Source organism: Pseudoalteromonas rubra (genome assembly GCF_000238295.3).
GTDB classification, from domain to species: domain Bacteria; phylum Pseudomonadota; class Gammaproteobacteria; order Enterobacterales; family Alteromonadaceae; genus Pseudoalteromonas; species Pseudoalteromonas rubra.
In genome coordinates this window covers 1-17,063 of the sequence record NZ_AHCD03000027.1, presented here as the reverse complement: position 1 = coordinate 17,063, position 17,063 = coordinate 1, and the positions used below count along the sequence as shown (strand labels likewise).

Genomic DNA, 17,063 nt, shown 5'->3' with positions numbered 1-17,063 from the left:
AATATCAGAATTCAGATTATGCGTTTTTAGAGCCTATCGCTCAAAGGCTTTGCGGGATAACCAAAATCAGCTTTTTGAAAAAGTTGTCAAAAATACGCGATTTGCCCTTCAAGAGAGTCGTTCAGTACACAAATTTGCATCAGCTTAAGGCGCGGGAAGAAACTCAAGCGAGGAAGCCCTCCAGCACCGAGACGGCGGCTTCCAATTTGAATTACAGTATAAAAGTACGACGTTTTGTGGCCACAAACACCTCTTTTCGAGTGGAAGTAATACCACCTAAACCAGTGTCCGGTTTTATTGAATTACAACAAAATCAGCCTTTTAAACAATTTAAAAGGCATACCGTTGTGCCCTCATGTGGGCTTAAAGCAGCGTTTTAACTGGCCACGTTTCCACAACCCCATCATTTGTTTTACTGATGACCACTTGCCTGGACTCATCCATCGCGATGCTTAATACTGATGCGCGATCTCGACCATCGACTTTATTCGCCATAAACTTAGCAATTAAATCTCCATCTGCAACACGCCAGATCTGCACTTTTTGATTTGGCGAGGCGGTGAGTAACCACTGATCATTGTTAATAAATGCCGACTGATTAAACTCTAAGAAGTTGCTATATGTAGACAAGGAGGAACTTAGTTCTTGTGATTTTAAATCAATAAATTGGCGAGCATTCACAGAGTCCAGTACGAACGCCATCGTCGCATCTGCGTTAAGAGAAACATGGTTGACTCTGGTTGAAAATTTATAAGACTGTAATTCTTTGCCTGTTTGTACATCCCACAACTTAACAAATTTATCGCTGGAACCTGTCATCGCCATTCGCCCGTCAGCAGACAGCGCCACGGTGTTTACATCTAAGTCGTGTAATTTGTTTTGTGCTCTATGATTGCTTTTGACATTTATCACTTCCGTTATGCCGCTTCTGTAACCTAACAGTAGCGTTTCACCATCGCGGGATATCGCTATATCTCTAATAATATTTTCACCGCTGGTCCACGCGCCTAACAGCTTGCCCGACTTCGCAGAAAACAGGCTAACAGACAGCCTGTTGGATATATAAAATACACTGGCGTTGTCAGCGATACCTGTCAGCTCAATATTTCCCTCCGCGATACAGGGGAATACTTTTTTATCTGAGATGTTACTCCACAGGCACACTTCATCTTGCCTTGCAATGACAGACAAAGCACCGTCATGAGATAAGTCCGACGATTGAACTAACCCTGAGCCATGTTGCTTTTGAGCACTTGCGGGTGATTCAAAATGAGAGTCAAACAAGCAGCCCGTCAACAGTAATGACAAAGCCGTAGCGGATATTTTTTTCATTTTTATAATCCTTTCAGTATTAGGCACTCAAGCTAATAATCTTTTTCCGTATAAACGTTCACTGCTAAAGTTTTTACCCTCAGCATACTCCAACAACTTAACTGATTGTAATGGCATAGTAAAATTGGTCACCTAATTAGAAGATTAGATGACCCGCCTGAGCAGTGTACAAACTTTATTATTACACCTAACCTAACACGCCTGTCCGCATGCCCAGCCGCAGCTCCAGGCGTACTGGAAGTTGTAGCCGCCGAGCCAGCCGGTGACGTCGGTGACTTCGCCAATAAAATACAGGCCCGGAGCTTTTTTAGCTTCGAAGGTTTTGGAGCTGAGCTCATCAGTGTCGACGCCGCCTAGGGTGACTTCCGCGGTGCGATAGCCTTCAGTGCCGTTGGGTTTGATGTGCCAGTGGTGCAGAGCATAGGCCAGCGTGTCAATTTCGCTGTGGCTGAGCTGGTTGGCATTTTTATCCGGTACGGTTTGATCGCTGATCAAGACCTCGACAAAGCGCTTAGGCAGTACAGTACTAAGTAAATTTTTCAGAGACTTACTGCCTTGCTCCTGACGCCAGTCGTGCAATTGTGCCTGCATATCCGTCTCTGGTAGCAGGTTCACAATCACGCCCTGCCCGGCACGCCAGAACGAGGAGATCTGTAAAATCGCCGGGCCCGACAGGCCTCGATGGGTAAACAGCAGGTTTTCTTTGAAGCTGGTGCCATCTTCACTTTGCGCAGTGCAAGGGAGGCTGACGCCTGCCAGCCCGTCAAAACGGGCTTTGTCGTGGTCATGCAAGGTAAACGGCACCAGAGCTGCCATGGTCGGCAGGACCTTAAGACCAAACTGCTCAGCAATTTTATAGCCGATGGGGGTAGCGCCCAGTTTGGGCATGGTCAGACCGCCAGCAGCGACCACCAGAGACTGACAGCTAAATACCTGCTCAGAGGTCGTTACAATATATCCACCCGTGTCAGTGCGTTCGACCTTAATCACCTCATTGCGCAGGAATACTTCAACTCCGGCCCAGTCGCACTCGGTTAACAAGATATCGACTATGTCCTGAGCACTGTTATCACAAAACAGCTGCCCCAGGGTTTTATGGTGGTAGGCCAGGCCGTGCCTATCCACCAGCTCGATGAAATCATGCTGGGTGTAGCGGCTCAGGCAGGATTTCACAAAATGCGGATTGGCGCATAAATAGTTCTGTGGTGTGGCACCCTCATTAGTAAAATTGCAACGACCACCGCCGCTAATGAGTATTTTTCGACCGGCTTTTTTGCCCATATCAACCACCGCCACACTGCGGCCCCGATACCCTGCTTGTGCCGCGCACATCAGGCCAGCCGCGCCCGCGCCGATGATCACCACATCAAAGTTCAACATTGTATATTGTGTCCTGAAAAAGTTATGCAGGTATTGTATCAACTTATACCCAAGAGGTGGAGTAATGCGGTTATTTAGCAAACAAAGGCACATAATTTTATCACAACTAGTAATAAAATATTAACCATTTACAATCATTTACAATACTAACTAAATCATACCTCATCCTGTAACAAAGAATAATTATGCAATAAAAACAACGAACTATTGCAATAAACGAACTATCTAGCCATCCACTTATAACAAAAACAATAGTGTAAATAACAAAACAGCACTTTAAATACTTTAACCACTTCTTTACCTTCGATAACCATCTGCTTGCACACGCAAACAGAACAACAACAACAAGTAAGAAACTAGGGAATTCTAAGAATGACAACACGTAACCTAAAAATCGGCGCAGTTGCGCTGGCAATGACTGGCATGTTTGCCGCGACTAATGCAATGGCAAACAACTTTGAAGCACTAAACAACAGCGTTAGCATGGCGCAGTTGAGCCAGAAGATGGAAAGCCAGAACACAGCCGGTACTCAGTTCATCATCAAATATAAAGATAACAGCAGCCAGCTTATGTCTGTTGCCGGTGCGGATATGTCACCAGCAATGATGAACTCGCGCGCTCAAAGTTTCGTGAAGAACTTCAAAAGTAAGAAAAAATCTTCACTACAAACCAAGTACGTTCGTAAAATGGCATTGAGCAACCACCACGTAATGCGTGTTGACAAGAAACTAAGCGCTGCTGAAGCACAAAGCCTGATGCAGGAATTGGCAGCAACTGGCAACATCGAATACATCGAAATCGACCAAATGCTACAGCCTTTCGCAACGCCTAACGATCCACGTTACTCTGATCAGTGGCACTACTTTGAAGCAAACGGTGGTATCAACGCACCAGCGGCGTGGGACAAAGCAACCGGTAGCGGCGTAGTTGTTGCTGTACTGGATACTGGTTACCGTCCGCACGCGGATCTGAGCGCTAACCTGCTACAAGGTTATGACATGATCTCAGATGTGTCTGTTGCTAACGATGGTGGCGGTCGTGATAGCGATGCACGTGACCCGGGTGATGCGGTTACACGTAACGAATGTGGTTATACGCACAGTGCACGTGATTCAAGCTGGCACGGGACACACGTAGCAGGTACTGTGGCTGCGGTATCTAACAATGGTGAAGGTATTGCCGGTGTGGCTTACGACGCGAAAGTCGTACCAGTTCGTGTACTTGGTAAATGTGGTGGTCTGACTTCAGATATCGCTGACGCTATCATCTGGGCATCAGGTGGTTCAGTATCAGGCGTGCCTGCAAACGCTAACCCAGCTGACGTTATTAACATGAGTTTAGGTGGCAGCGGTTCATGTAGCTCTACCACTCAAAATGCAATCAACACAGCACGTGCAAACGGCACCACAATTGTTATTGCAGCAGGTAACGACAACGACAACTCTGCAAACTACAACCCAGGTAACTGTTCTGGTGTTATCAATGTTGCGTCTGTAGGTCGTGACGGTGGTCGTGCTTACTACTCAAACTACGGTGCAAACATTGATGTTGCAGCACCAGGTGGCGCACAGAGCTTTGCTAATGATCCAGAAGGTGTTCTGTCTACTTACAACTCAGGCAGCAATACACCTTCAAGCGATAGCTATGCGTATTCTCAAGGTACGTCAATGGCGGCACCTCACGTAGCGGGTGTAGCAGCGCTTATCAAGCAAGCTAAACCATCTGCAACGCCGGATGAAGTAGAAAGCATCCTGAAAAGCACAACTCGCAGCTTCCCTGCAACCTGTACTAGCTGTGGTACTGGTATCATCGATGCGTCAGCAGCAGTAGATGCAGCACTTGGCAACGACAACGGTACTGGTGGCAACGAGCTGGAAGACGGCGTAGCGAAAACTGGCCTGTCTGGCGGCGCAAGCAGCGAAACATTCTACACTTTTGACGTCACCAGTGGTGTGAGCAAAGTTACCTTCACTATGAGTGGCGGTACCGGTGATGCTGACTTGTACGTACGTGCAAACGCTAAGCCGACTCAGACAACTTACGACTGTCGTCCATACGAAGGTGGTAACAACGAAGTATGTACAATTGATAACCCATCTACTGGTACTTACCACGTAATGATGCGCGGTTACTCTGCATACAGCGGTGTTAGCCTGAAAGCTGAAACAGCTGGTGGTTCTACTGGTCCGGTTTCTTTGACTGAGTCTAACCTGTCTGCAAGCACAGGTGGCTGGGTTCAGAAATCACTAGACGTCCCTGCAGGCATGAGCAGCCTGACTGTAACCATCTCTGGTGGTACAGGCGACGCTGACCTGTTCGTTAAGCAAGGTAGTGCACCGACCAGCTCTAGCTATGACTGCCGTCCTTATAAAGGTGGTAATGCAGAGACCTGTACTTTCACTAACCCACAAGCGGGTACCTGGTACTTCGGTCTTAACGCTTACAGAACTTTCTCTGGCGTTACATTGAACGCACAGGCTCAATAAGCAACATTCCCCAGGCTTTATAATGAGGGCTAAACCTTAGGGTTTAGCCCTTTTTTTATGCCTTGTGGTTGGGTGTTTGGAGTTGTTTGTTCTGGTATTGCCCTGCGAGTGACGGTGTGGCTTACTAGATTGATGTGCAAGATCAACAGCTGTGCTGCCTGTTGGTGGGTCCCGTATCAAGTACGGGATGACATTCGTATCGAGTGCAGGGTGACGTTCGTATCGAGTACCGTATGACAGCCCTATCCAGTAAGGGATGACAGTCCAGGTTATGAAGTCGGCGCTCAGACAAGCTTTCAGTGTTGCCGGTTCACAAACCCTGTAACGACTAGCTGGAAGGTGTATTCAGCGCGAATTGCGGAAGCCAGTTGAAACTTGTGAGTATCGTTTAGACATTTAGCCTACAGCTTACAGATACCAAAAATTATTAACACCAGGCTCTATTTAAGCATAATAATCATTGGGTTATTGAAATAAAAGTAGAAAAAAGCAAAGGAATTTGGAGATGCGTGAGTCATTCGAACAACGGAATGACTCTACGATGTGTGCTCAGCAGCGCCACAGGAATAAGGCAATAAAAAAATGCGCTGCGAGTGTGCTTACATTTGTTCAAACAAGCTGTCGGTGCTTAACCCCTCGTGTTGTAAAATGTCTTTTAAGCGACGCAGTGCTTCTACCTGAATTTGACGTACACGCTCACGTGTTAAACCAATCTCACGTCCTACATCTTCCAGTGTCGATGGCTCGTAACCCAGTAACCCAAAGCGACGGGCTAACACTTCTCTTTGTTTCGGGTTCAATTCACCTAACCAGTCGACAATATGGCGGTTGATGTCTTTGTTCTGCACTTCGCTTTCAGGCTCGTAACCACGCTCATCTGCAATAATGTCCAGCAATGCCTTGTCATTATCACCACCAATGGGTGTATCCACAGAAGTGATTTTCTCGTTCAAGCGTAACATCTTACTGACATCTTCAACCGGTCTGTCGAGTGACTCTGCAATTTCCTCAGCGGTCGGCTCATGGTCCAGCTTTTGCGTCAGCTCACGTGCTGTACGAAGATACACATTAAGCTCTTTGACTACGTGGATAGGTAAACGTATGGTACGGGTCTGGTTCATAATGGCCCGTTCAATGGTCTGACGGATCCACCAGGTCGCGTAGGTAGAAAAGCGGAAACCACGCTCCGGATCGAACTTCTCAACAGCCCGGATAAGGCCTAAGTTTCCTTCTTCAATCAGGTCAAGCAGTGCCAGACCCCGATTGTTGTAACGGCGCGCAATTTTAACCACCAGACGCAGGTTACTTTCGATCATGCGTTTGCGCGACGCCTCGCAGCCTCTCAAGGCCTTACGTGCGAAGTAAACTTCTTCTTCTGCACTAAGCAGTGGCGAAAAGCCAATCTCTCCCAGATACAACTGAGTTGCATCTAAATTCTTAACGCTGTCGTCCTTGGCGAAAAGGTCTTCATCATTCTCAATATCTTCCAGCAGCTCCGATTTGGGCTCCTCTACTGAGACATCTTCAAACTTCTCGTCCAACTCTGGATTTACTTTACTATTCAATTTTGCTGTTTGAGCCATAAGCATCCCCCCAAGCGAATAAGTGACAGTCTTCCATCATTACGTCGATAGGCTATTATTTAGGCAAATACCTGCTAGGATTTACGGCTTGTCCCCGGTAACGGATCTCAAACCGCAACGCAACAGATGATGCGTCTGTATCTCCCATTTCGGCAATTTTTTGCCCGGCTTTAACTTGCTGCTGCTCTCTTACTAGCAATTTGGAATTGTGGGCGTACGCGCTAAGGTAATCATCTGTGTGTTTCAGAATGATCAGATTGCCGTATCCCCGTAATGCACTCCCTGCGTATACAACAACGCCATTTGCCGCAGCCTTAACAGATGTTCCCTTTTTATTTGTAATCTGAATTCCCTTATAGCCGTTTTCTTTGACAGAAAAACGTCGGGTCACCTTACCAACTGCGGGCCAGCGCCATCGTACCTTATTATTTGACAACTGCTTGGTATGACTGGATTTTTCGCTGGCTTGCTTTTGAACATACTCTCGTTGCTTAGGTCGATCAAGCTCTTTTTTCGGTGAAATGTTATTTTTTTGTTTTTTATCGGTTAATTTTACGGTTTTTACTGGCTGCTTTTTAGGCGCTTTATACTTCTTTTTCGGATATTCTAATAAGATGAGTTGACCGGGGAAAATGGTGTAGGGAGGCTTAATTTTATTAATTTTGGCAACAGTTCTAACATCCTTATTTGCACTAAAAGCAATAGCAAATAAGGTATCACCTTTTTTAACCTTATATTGATTATTTTTTATTTGAATTTTTTGTTTATAACTGGTCTTACCTTTGGAGAGATTCACAACCGGAGCGGGGGAATGTGGCGTCGTACATGCGGCCAGAAAATAGCACAATAGCAATAAAATATTGATGCGCGCCCGATTCATGCCTTGATTACTTTCCGCTTGTTAATTCGACCATCCACTTTAGCATACTCGTATGGATTTTCTCGCCTTTTTTGTGACTTCTAGCTCAGCGCACCTGGGATCAGTGGCACAAAACGCACCTCGGCCAGTTTGTTTTCGATAAACTGCTGGCCTTTTCTTTGGTATACAGTGAGCACCTGGTATTGCTCACCCACGGGAATAACCATCACGCCACCTTCCGACAGCTGTTCTAACAACGCCTGCGGAACTTGGGCTGCCGCTGCAGTAACAATGATACCATCATAGGGGCCTTTCGACGCCCAGCCCTGCCAGCCATCCCCATGCTTCATGGCAACATTGTATAAATCCAGCATATGCAAGCGACGTTTTGCCTGCCATTGCAGTGCCTTGATCCGCTCTATGCTGTACACCTCATCGAACAGCTGGGCCAGCACCGCAGTTTGATAGCCGGACCCAGTACCAACCTCCAATACTTTTTTGCGTACCCCGGCCTGGCGCAGCAGCTCCGTCATTCTGGCAACCACTAGCGGCTGAGAAATAGTCTGGCCCTGACCGATGGGCAATGCCGTATTTTCATAGGATTTATGTTGCAATACGGCGTCGACAAACAAGTGGCGAGGCGTGATCTCCAGACAGTTCAAGACCTCTGGGTCACTGATCCCATTACGACTCAGGGTAGTAACCAGCGCCTCAGCGCTGCGTTTGTAGTTCTTGAGCAATGTGCTTACTCCTGCTCAGCGATCCAGCTTGATAATGGATCCAGACTCTCATGCGCTGTCATATCTACTTTCAGAGGAGTAATGGCGGCATACCCCTGCTTAATCGCATAAAAATCGGTGCCTTCGCCCGCATCCAGTTCCTGGCCCAGGGAGCCATACCAGTACACGTCACGGTTCCAGGGATCCAACTGTCGAGTCATGGTTTCAGCTTTGTGTCGTGCGCCCAGGCGAGTCACTTGCATGCCTTTGAGCTCAGACAGGGGAATATCTGGCACATTGATATTGATGATCTGATCTTTCGGCAGCGGATGACTTTTCAGCGCCTTAATGAGTTTCACCGTGACAGCCGCAGCGGTTTCATAATGTGCTTCACGCTTCGAACACAAAGACACAGCAATGGCAGGTAACCCCAGATGGCGACCTTCTGTCGCGGCAGCAACCGTTCCTGAGTAAAGCGTATCGTCGCCCAAATTCGCCCCATTGTTGATGCCGGCCACCACCAGATCGGGGGCTTCGTCAAGCAACTGGTTAACCCCAAGGTGAACACAGTCTGTGGGTGTCCCATTGACACTCACAAAGCCATTGTCAAGCGTGGTTGCCCGCAGTGGATTAATCAGTGTTAACGAGTTACTTGCACCGCTGCAATTGCGATCTGGCGCAATGACCACCACCTCGGCAATTTCGCATAGCGCTTTGTACAGTACTTCTATTCCCTTAGCATGTACTCCATCATCATTACTGAGCAGGATCTTCATCTTGGTTGCTTCCTTTTTTATCATAATTGCGATGGCTGACATCCTCATGATGCACCAGCTCTCGCAGTATTGCGGTGGCATAACACCCTTTCGGTAAATCAAAACTAAGCTGAATGGTCGTCGCGTCGAGTGTTTTCACCACGAGATTTTCGGGGATCACCCGTAGAGCGCGGCGCTCATTTTTAAGCCCCAAAGCGCCCAGCCCCTGCCACCAGTCGGAAAAGGGTTTAAGCCATTCTATTTCAAGTGCAGTCAGGCCTTTTTCGCCTTTACCCAGCAACGGCGCTGACAACACAATATCGGCTTCAAGTAGCCGGACAATCAGCGCATCACTGATGCCTTCTTCAAAAAACGCATTACTGCCACTGAGCATGAAAACTTCACGATGCCAGGTTTTTGCCAGGCCATGCTCAGCGACCCGTCTTGAAACCAGCTGATTAAAAATGTGTGAGCGTGCAGCAGAGATCACCAAGCCGCGTAATTTTTTATCACGGATCCGCTCTCCCTCAAACAGCCTTTGTGCCATTTCCAGGTTGTAACCATCATGGCCAAAACGCTGCTCACCAAAGTAGTTCGGTACCCCCTGGCGCACAGCATTGACCCGTGACAACAGATCCAACGGTTCACTGACATTACGTAATGTAATGGTAAAACGATTACCCTTGTGACACCCGGTGCGCAATTTTCGATTGTGGCGCACTTGTTTCACCACAAACAGGCTATCACTGTTCAGCTCACTGAAATCCAAAGATTGTTTGATTGGCACCGGGACACTGAACCACTGAGTACATACGCCGTGACGATCTTTGAGTCCGCCATAGCTAACATCTCTTGGCGCGACACCGGCAAATTCGGCCAGCTTACGGGCAATAAAGGCTGTGTTCTCCCCTTTTTTAACCACCTGAAGGCAAACATGCTCCCCTTCCCCGGTAAATTCGATATCGAGGATCTCATCCACCATAAAATCTTCAGGCTGAGACTTAAACTCAGCGCGCGCTAACGGCTCACCGTACAGGTAGTTAAGCGCAGATACACAGGTTTTCACGCTAAGCCACCTTAATCAGTAATACCACGGCATGGCTGGAGATCCCTTCTTTACGCCCTTCAAAGCCCAGTTTTTCCGTGGTGGTGGCTTTCACATTGATCTGGTCCATATCAGCGTGACAATCTGCCGCCAGGTTAGCGCGCATCGCATCAATGTGCGGACGCATTTTTGGTGCCTGTGCGACGATAGTGACATCCAGATTACCAAGCTGATAGCCCAGTTCGCTGACCTGTTCCATCACTCTGCGCAGCAAAATACGGCTGTCGATGTTTTCAAACTCAGCTGCCGTATCGGGAAAGTGTTTACCAATATCGCCCAGCGCCAGCGCGCCAAGCAAAGCATCACACACAGCATGAATGGCCACATCACCGTCGGAGTGTGCAATAAACCCTTGCGTGTAGGGGATCTTCTCACCACAAATGGTTAGCGGGCCTTCACCACCGAACTTATGAACATCAAACCCGTGACCTATGCGTATCATAATGACCTCGCTTTGCTTTGTTGTGACATCAGAAAACTGGCCAGTGCATAGTCTTCTGGTGTGGTAATTTTAATGTTGTCTGAGCGACCACTGACTAACCGAACAGGTTGCCCGGCCAGCTCAACGGCTGAGGCCTCATCGGTGATCTGTGCGTTATTTTGCTGTGCCTGTTGCAACGCATTGAGCAATTGATGATAAGGGAAAAACTGCGGTGTCAGCGCCTGCCATAATGTTGCTCGTGGCACAGTCTCTTCGCTGTGGCTGGTGCCACGTTTAATGGTGTCTTTGACCTTACTCGCCAAAATGCCACCTTCCTGATGCGTCAGGCACTGCTCAATCAAGTTGGTGATGTCGCTGACTTCCACCAGTGGTCGAGCAGCATCATGCACCAGCACCCAGTCTGGCGGCGTACTTTGCATCGCCAGCAAGGCATTGAGCACCGAATCGGATCGCTCCTGCCCCCCGGTTACCCGGCTGACTGCAAGGCCACTCAAGTCCAATTCATCAAAGTAGCCATCCGTTTCACTCACGGCCACATACAGTTTAGTCAGCTGTGGTACTTGAGCCAATTTACCAAGTGTGTGCTCAAGCACCGTTTTGTCGCCAATTTTCAGGTATTGCTTGGGGTGATTCAGTCCCATTCTGGCACCCACGCCAGCAGCAGGAACAACCGCTGCAATTGTAATTGGTTTATTCATCGTGCTTCTTTGACAGTACGCGGATAAAGGTTTCATTCGGTTTGATCATGCCCAGCTCATGGCGTGCCCGTTCTTCAACCCCTTCGAGTCCAAGCTTAAGATCTTCGATATCCGCTCTGAGTAATTTATTACGTTTGGCCAGATCGGCATTGGCAGCCTGATGTTTGTCTACCGCCGTTTTGATACGCCTAAAGTCTTCAAGACCATTGTGTCCAAACCACAAGTTATATTGGGTATAGGCACACAGGCATAGCAATGCAAGTTGGAAATATCGCATTCGGGCTACCTTAATTGCTTTACAGGATCATGCATTGCACCTGGCAATGTGCACTACTTGCGTTGTTGTTTTTTTCTCACGTTTGCCCAGTTTACACTGCTGGCCAGTAACATTTCGCGTAAGCCCAGCGTTCTGGGTGGCAGTATTTTATGATATTGCCAGCGGTGACCACAACAGGCGGCGGTCATTAACGCTTTATTGGGTTTGAGTAAATAACGGGTTGTTGGCAAATCGGCTTGCTCATTGTTGCTGAGTGCTTTGCCCGAACAGTCAAACCAACCAAACTGGTTACAATGCCATCGTCCGTCGCGCCTCTGATCCAGCGTATCTAAATACAAACAGCTTATGCCAAGGTCCACAACCAGCACCGGCACAACCAGCCCCACGGCAGCCTGCGCAGTGAAAAAAGCCGACGCTTCTTCTGCTTGCCACTCGGGACATTTGCGTTGTTTAGCCAACCAACAGCCATTGTGGCTATCAAGCTCCAGAGGCACCTCACCAAGCACAATGTGCGTCGCTGCGCGCTCTACGTAGTAAGGCAGGCTGTTTAAACGCCTTTGCAGCCGGTCAATGTCAGGCTCTGTCGACAAGCTGGGGATTTCACGCGCATAAAAGACGTTAGCCAGCTCAGCATACGCCAACCGGGTTGCCTCATCCTGCCATATCGTGCTTTGCTGCTTGGTGTGATCTTGACTGTTCAAAATGCCTCCTTTACACAGAGGTTATATCACGACCACACGGTTAAATATAGCGCACTCGCATGAAAGCAACCGACAACAGGCAACGAAGAACGATTAAGGGTTTTTAGGCCGCTTACCGAGCCTGGCTTCCCCTGATTCACTGAACATCACCGCGGTATCACGTTTTTTGCCTAGCAACAGGCTGCCATCGGCCAAAAACATAAAGTTCTGCCAGGTACGCTTAAACACATCAAACTGGGTTTCAATGATCAGTTCCCGTGACATACAAAAATACACTGTGGTGTTATCTTCCCAGTTGAGAAAATCACAAATGGTGTCGGGCAAAGTGGCTTCACCAGCTTCCCAGGGGCCTTCCCAGTCCAGGCTTTCGTGCCAGTTTTCTTCTTTGCCTGGCCAGTCATGAGGCGTAAAAAAGTCAGGGTGATCCTGCTCTCGACTCACCATAGTGGTCCACAACACCGCCGCGCGTTGCTCAGTCATCGGCTTGATCCGTGCCAGATCGGCCTCATCAATGGGCAAGTCCTGATGACGGAACACCCAGGCTTTCTTGAACGCATCGAGCGCAATATAATTCATGTCTGATACCTATTTATTAAAACCTAAGCATTATACCTAATTGGAGCTACAACCGTGAATAAAGAACTCAAACCCGGCATTTATCAACATTACAAAGGCCCAAAATATCAGGTGCTGTTCGTTGCCACCCATAGCGAAACTGAAGAGGCCATGGTGGTCTACCAGACACTGTACGGCAACTATGATCATTGGGTGCGCCCACTCAGTATGTTCTGTGAGACCGTCGAGATCGACGGTGAGCAAGTGCCACGATTTAATTACCTGGGACCGGCACAGTGAGGTGTATTTGCGCTGCCCATCTTCGCTGTGGCACACTGGGCTTCTATTACTCATCAGACCAGAGTTAACACGTTTATGTTTAAAGGTACCGAATCTTATATTGCCAGCCCGGCGCTGCAACAAGCGGTAAACGCTGCAGTGATCCTGGAAAAGCCACTGCTGATCAAAGGGGAGCCCGGCACAGGGAAAACCCTGCTGGCTGAAGAGCTGGCCAAAAGCCTGGATACTGAGCTCATTCAGTGGCACATCAAATCAACCACTAAGGCGCAGCAAGGCTTATATGAATACGATGCAGTATCGCGCCTGCGAGACAGTCAGCTGGGAGACGCACGCGTACATGATATTGGTAATTACATCATTCAGGGCAAGCTGTGGCAGGCCTTTACTCAGGCTAAACGCCCGGTGCTACTGATCGATGAAATTGATAAAGCAGACATTGAGTTCCCGAATGACCTGTTACTTGAGCTAGATCGCATGGAGTTTCATGTGTATGAAACCGGTGAGCAGATAAAAGCACAGGTTCGTCCTATTGTGATCATCACATCCAATAACGAAAAAGAACTGCCCGATGCATTTTTGCGCCGTTGTTTCTTCCACTATATTGATTTCCCAGATAAAGACGAAATGCAGGCAATCATTGATGTCCACTTCCCGGCGATTAAGCCGCGCTTAGTGAAACACGCGCTGGAAGTGTTTTTTGAACTACGCAGTGTCGCTGGATTAAAAAAGAAACCCAGTACCAGTGAACTGCTCGACTGGCTCAAGCTGCTATTGGCAGAAGACATAGATCCCCAGACACTTCAGGATCGTAGCCACAAAGGTGGATTGATGCCCATGTTTGGCGCACTACTGAAAAATGAGCAGGACGTCACTTTGCTTGAGAAGCTGGCTTTTTTAGGTAAGCGCTGATCATGTTGATCGACTTCTTATTCACGCTCAGGCGCTATGGCGTGAAAGCCAGCCTCCGTGAGCTACTGGACTGCATCAACGCATTGGATAAAGACGTGTGTTTCGCCGATATCGACGGTTTTTATCATCTCGCCAAAACCATATTTGTCAAAGATGAAACCCAGTTTGATAAATTTGACCGCGCCTTTGCCGATTATTTTGAGGGTGTCGAATCTCTGGATCTGTTCAGCCAGTTACAGCAAAACGCCCTGCCACAAGACTGGCTGCGCAAAGAGTTTGAAAAGCACCTGAGTGAAGAAGAAAAAGCCAAGCTTAAAGCGCTCGGTGGACTCGACAAGCTGCTGGATACCCTGAAGCAACGGCTCGCCGAGCAGCAAAAGCGTCATGCCGGTGGCAACAAATGGGTAGGAACTGGCGGTACTTCTCCTTTTGGGGCATATGGTTATAACCCAGAAGGTGTCCGAATTGGTCAGGATGGCAGCCGTCACCGCCGTGCCGTCAAGGTGTGGGATAAACGTCAGTATCGCAACCTGGATGCCGACAGCGACATCAGTAACCGCACTATCAAGCTGGCACTCAAACAATTGCGCAAATTTGCCCGCAGTGGCGCCAGCGATCAACTTGATCTGAATGAAACCATCCGCGCTACAGCTAAGCAAGGTGGTATGCTGGATGTGAAGATGGCACCTGAGCGACACAACGCCGTCAATGTCATCATGTTGTTCGATATCGGTGGTTCTATGGATGATCATATTCAGATCTGTGAGCAGCTGTTCAGCGCCGCGCACAGCGAGTTTAAACACCTTGAGTTTTTCTACTTCCATAACTGTGTATACGAACATGTCTGGCAGGACAATGACAGGCTGGATAATACCTTGCTCGATACCCATCAGCTGATCAATCGCTTTGGCCGGGATTATCGGCTGATCTTCGTCGGTGATGCCACTATGGGCCCCTATGAGATCACCTACCCCGGCGGCAGTGTCGAGCACTGGAATCAGGAAGCCGGTTCAGTGTGGCTGCAAAGGCTCACTCAGCATTTTGATAAAGTCGCCTGGCTTAACCCACAACCAAAGACTCATTGGCCTTACTACCATTCAATTGGCCTTATCGATGAACTGATGGCTGGCCGTATGTTTCCATTGACCTTAGATGGACTCAGTGAAGCAATTAAAGAGTTGAGCTAATGACAAAGTATAGCCGTGCTTTAGCGCGGCCTTACGCAAGATGAAACGCGCAGTTTTTTAGTGGATGCTGACCAATTCCCCATCCAACCCAGCTTCACGGGCGAATAGACAGGACAGCTCTTTACAGCTTTTTTAATTTACACATCGCAAAAAGCCCGCCTCTTTCGAGTTGGGCTTTTCTTGTTTGGAGTCTGATGATGCTTGTCAGGTCTCGGGGCAACTCATGCTTACGGTGCGGCCTGTCACCAGTTCCCGCATCAAGTGCGGGATGACGGGGATGTGGGTTATGCCGACGTGTCATTCATACTCTCCGCGTGGCCTGTTAGTAGTTCCCGCATCAAGTGCGGGATGACGGGGATGTAGGCAATATTGATGTGCCATTTATACTCGCCGTGTAGCCTGTCAGCAGTTCCCACATCAAGTGCGGGATGACGGTAGTGTGGGCTTTGGGATCGAAAAGTTATACAACTTTTTTAAATCGCACATAGCAAAAACCCGCTGCATTGCTGCAACGGGTTTGACGTACATGGAGGTACGAATGTCGATGAGATTCATGGATGAATTAAGTGCAAAGTACAAAGACAGCGAGCAACGCGAGTTCATTTACTTTGAGCTGTTCAGCGCCGCGCACAGCGAGTTTAAACACCTTGAGTTTTTCTACTTCCATAACTGTGTATACGAACATGTCTGGCAGGACAATGACAGGCTGGATAATACCTTGCTCGATACCCATCAGCTGATCAATCGCTTTGGCCGGGATTATCGGCTGATCTTCGTCGGTGATGCCACTATGGGCCCCTATGAGATCACCTACCCCGGCGGCAGTGTCGAGCACTGGAATCAGGAAGCCGGTTCAGTGTGGCTGCAAAGGCTCACTCAGCATTTTGATAAAGTCGCCTGGCTTAACCCACAACCAAAGACTCATTGGCCTTACTACCATTCAATTGGCCTTATCGATGAACTGATGGCTGGCCGTATGTTTCCATTGACCTTAGATGGACTCAGTGAAGCAATTAAAGAGTTGAGCTAATGACAAAGTATAGCCGTGCTTTAGCGCGGCCTTACGCAAGATGAAACGCGCAGTTTTTTAGTGGATGCTGACCAATTCCCCATCCAACCCAGCTTCACGGGCGAATAGACAGGACAGCTCTTTACAGCTTTTTTAATTTACACATCGCAAAAAGCCCGCCTCTTTCGAGTTGGGCTTTTCTTGTTTGGAGTCTGATGATGCTTGTCAGGTCTCGGGGCAACTCATGCTTACGGTGCGGCCTGTCACCAGTTCCCGCATCAAGTGCGGGATGACGGGGATGTAGGCAATATTGATGTGCCATTTATACTCGCCGTGTAGCCTGTCAGCAGTTCCCACATCAAGTGCGGGATGACGGTAGTGTGGGCTTTGGGATCGAAAAGTTATACAACTTTTTTAAATCGCACATAGCAAAAACCCGCTGCATTGCTGCAACGGGTTTGATGTACATGGAGGTACGAATGTCGATGAGATTCATGGATGAATTAAGTGCAAAGTACAAAGACAGCGAGCAACGCGAGTTCATTTACTTTGCGCAAGGTGAAACGAGCCTTTTTAGAGAACGTAGGCCTATTCCACCATCCAACCCAGCTTCATCGATGAATAGACAACACCGCTCTGTCTACAGCTTTTGAATCGCACATAGCAAAAAACCCGCTGCATTGCTGCAACGGGTTTCTCTAATTAGGAGCTTGGCAATGTCCTACTTTCACATGGGAAACCCCACACTATCATCGGCGCTATTTC

At 48.3% G+C, this 17,063-nt stretch carries 16 protein-coding genes and 1 pseudogene; 5 read left to right on the top strand and 12 right to left on the bottom strand.

Annotation, left to right across the window (positions count from 1 at the left end; all coding sequences use genetic code 11):
- Positions 1–363: 363 nt before the first annotated feature.
- Both PRUB_RS04560 and PRUB_RS04555 read right to left on the bottom strand, forming a co-directional pair.
- On the bottom strand, positions 364–1,332 hold the full coding sequence (locus PRUB_RS04560; protein ID WP_010383893.1) for a WD40 repeat domain-containing protein: 969 nt from the start codon (positions 1,330–1,332) through the stop codon (positions 364–366).
- Positions 1,333–1,524: 192 nt separating this feature from the next.
- Positions 1,525–2,712: a BaiN/RdsA family NAD(P)/FAD-dependent oxidoreductase gene (locus PRUB_RS04555; protein WP_010383892.1), complete on the bottom strand. Its 1,188-nt coding sequence runs from the start codon at positions 2,710–2,712 to the stop codon at positions 1,525–1,527.
- Between the two features lie 372 nt (positions 2,713–3,084).
- Here PRUB_RS04555 and PRUB_RS04550 point away from each other — a divergent pair, with 372 nt between their 5' ends.
- Positions 3,085–5,199, top strand: coding sequence for a S8 family peptidase (locus tag PRUB_RS04550; RefSeq protein WP_010383891.1), 2,115 nt, complete (start codon positions 3,085–3,087; stop codon positions 5,197–5,199).
- A gap of 599 nt (positions 5,200–5,798) precedes the next feature.
- On the opposite strand, the gene rpoS is transcribed toward PRUB_RS04550, so the two are convergent.
- The 10 genes from rpoS to PRUB_RS04500 form a co-directional block, all read right to left on the bottom strand.
- Positions 5,799–6,782, bottom strand: a complete 984-nt coding sequence (gene rpoS, locus PRUB_RS04545) for an RNA polymerase sigma factor RpoS (protein ID WP_010383890.1) — start codon at positions 6,780–6,782, stop codon at positions 5,799–5,801.
- Positions 6,783–6,837: 55 nt separating this feature from the next.
- Positions 6,838–7,662, bottom strand: a complete 825-nt coding sequence (locus PRUB_RS04540) for a peptidoglycan DD-metalloendopeptidase family protein (protein ID WP_010383889.1) — start codon at positions 7,660–7,662, stop codon at positions 6,838–6,840.
- Positions 7,663–7,742: 80 nt separating this feature from the next.
- Positions 7,743–8,381: a protein-L-isoaspartate(D-aspartate) O-methyltransferase gene (locus PRUB_RS04535; protein WP_010383888.1), complete on the bottom strand. Its 639-nt coding sequence runs from the start codon at positions 8,379–8,381 to the stop codon at positions 7,743–7,745.
- A 5-nt stretch (positions 8,382–8,386) separates the two neighbouring features.
- On the bottom strand, positions 8,387–9,136 hold the full coding sequence (surE, locus tag PRUB_RS04530) for a 5'/3'-nucleotidase SurE (RefSeq protein ID WP_010383885.1): 750 nt from the start codon (positions 9,134–9,136) through the stop codon (positions 8,387–8,389).
- Entirely contained in the window at positions 9,117–10,181 is a 1,065-nt protein-coding gene (gene truD, locus PRUB_RS04525; RefSeq protein WP_010383883.1) for a tRNA pseudouridine(13) synthase TruD, read from the bottom strand. The genes surE and truD overlap by 20 nt, the downstream gene beginning before the upstream one ends.
- A gap of 1 nt (position 10,182) precedes the next feature.
- Entirely contained in the window at positions 10,183–10,662 is a 480-nt protein-coding gene (gene ispF, locus PRUB_RS04520; protein ID WP_010383881.1) for a 2-C-methyl-D-erythritol 2,4-cyclodiphosphate synthase, read from the bottom strand.
- Positions 10,659–11,360 (bottom strand): 2-C-methyl-D-erythritol 4-phosphate cytidylyltransferase, encoded by a 702-nt coding sequence (gene ispD, locus PRUB_RS04515; protein ID WP_010383880.1) that lies wholly within the window; start codon positions 11,358–11,360, stop codon positions 10,659–10,661. Before ispD ends, ispF begins: the two co-directional genes overlap by 4 nt.
- A complete protein-coding gene (gene ftsB / locus PRUB_RS04510) occupies positions 11,353–11,637 on the bottom strand; it encodes a cell division protein FtsB (protein ID WP_010383879.1) in 285 nt (94 codons plus the stop codon). Before ftsB ends, ispD begins: the two co-directional genes overlap by 8 nt.
- Positions 11,638–11,690: 53 nt before the next feature.
- Complete coding sequence (locus PRUB_RS04505; protein ID WP_010383878.1) at positions 11,691–12,338, bottom strand: hypothetical protein; 648 nt, start codon at positions 12,336–12,338, stop codon at positions 11,691–11,693.
- A gap of 93 nt (positions 12,339–12,431) precedes the next feature.
- Positions 12,432–12,914, bottom strand: coding sequence for a DUF2947 domain-containing protein (locus tag PRUB_RS04500; RefSeq protein ID WP_010383877.1), 483 nt, complete (start codon positions 12,912–12,914; stop codon positions 12,432–12,434).
- Positions 12,915–12,968: 54 nt separating this feature from the next.
- Here PRUB_RS04500 and PRUB_RS04495 point away from each other — a divergent pair, with 54 nt between their 5' ends.
- The 4 genes and pseudogenes from PRUB_RS04495 to PRUB_RS04480 all read left to right on the top strand — a co-directional run.
- Complete coding sequence (locus PRUB_RS04495; protein ID WP_010383876.1) at positions 12,969–13,193, top strand: DUF1653 domain-containing protein; 225 nt, start codon at positions 12,969–12,971, stop codon at positions 13,191–13,193.
- A gap of 75 nt (positions 13,194–13,268) precedes the next feature.
- Entirely contained in the window at positions 13,269–14,102 is an 834-nt protein-coding gene (locus PRUB_RS04490; RefSeq protein ID WP_010383875.1) for an AAA family ATPase, read from the top strand.
- 2 nt (positions 14,103–14,104) lie between these two features.
- Positions 14,105–15,289 carry a vWA domain-containing protein gene (locus tag PRUB_RS04485; protein WP_010383874.1) on the top strand — a complete coding sequence of 395 codons (1,185 nt, stop codon included), beginning with the start codon at positions 14,105–14,107 and terminating at the stop codon, positions 15,287–15,289.
- A 610-nt stretch (positions 15,290–15,899) separates the two neighbouring features.
- Positions 15,900–16,319: pseudogene (locus PRUB_RS04480) on the top strand (hypothetical protein); the annotation flags it as partial.
- Positions 16,320–17,063: the final 744 nt, after the last annotated feature.

What these genes read in the sequence shown, in the direction of transcription:
- PRUB_RS04560 (WP_010383893.1), bottom strand. Translation starts at nt 1,332, where the DNA reads ATGAAAAAAATATCCGCTACGGCTTTGTCATTACTGTTGACGGGCTGC.
- PRUB_RS04555 (WP_010383892.1), bottom strand. Translation starts at nt 2,712, where the DNA reads ATGTTGAACTTTGATGTGGTGATCATCGGCGCGGGCGCGGCTGGCCTG.
- PRUB_RS04550 (WP_010383891.1), top strand. Translation starts at nt 3,085, where the DNA reads ATGACAACACGTAACCTAAAAATCGGCGCAGTTGCGCTGGCAATGACT.
- rpoS (WP_010383890.1), bottom strand. Translation starts at nt 6,782, where the DNA reads ATGGCTCAAACAGCAAAATTGAATAGTAAAGTAAATCCAGAGTTGGAC.
- PRUB_RS04540 (WP_010383889.1), bottom strand. Translation starts at nt 7,662, where the DNA reads ATGAATCGGGCGCGCATCAATATTTTATTGCTATTGTGCTATTTTCTG.
- surE (WP_010383885.1), bottom strand. Translation starts at nt 9,136, where the DNA reads ATGAAGATCCTGCTCAGTAATGATGATGGAGTACATGCTAAGGGAATA.
- ispF (WP_010383881.1), bottom strand. Translation starts at nt 10,662, where the DNA reads ATGATACGCATAGGTCACGGGTTTGATGTTCATAAGTTCGGTGGTGAA.
- ispD (WP_010383880.1), bottom strand. Translation starts at nt 11,360, where the DNA reads ATGAATAAACCAATTACAATTGCAGCGGTTGTTCCTGCTGCTGGCGTG.
- ftsB (WP_010383879.1), bottom strand. Translation starts at nt 11,637, where the DNA reads ATGCGATATTTCCAACTTGCATTGCTATGCCTGTGTGCCTATACCCAA.
- PRUB_RS04500 (WP_010383877.1), bottom strand. Translation starts at nt 12,914, where the DNA reads ATGAATTATATTGCGCTCGATGCGTTCAAGAAAGCCTGGGTGTTCCGT.
- PRUB_RS04490 (WP_010383875.1), top strand. Translation starts at nt 13,269, where the DNA reads ATGTTTAAAGGTACCGAATCTTATATTGCCAGCCCGGCGCTGCAACAA.
- PRUB_RS04485 (WP_010383874.1), top strand. Translation starts at nt 14,105, where the DNA reads ATGTTGATCGACTTCTTATTCACGCTCAGGCGCTATGGCGTGAAAGCC.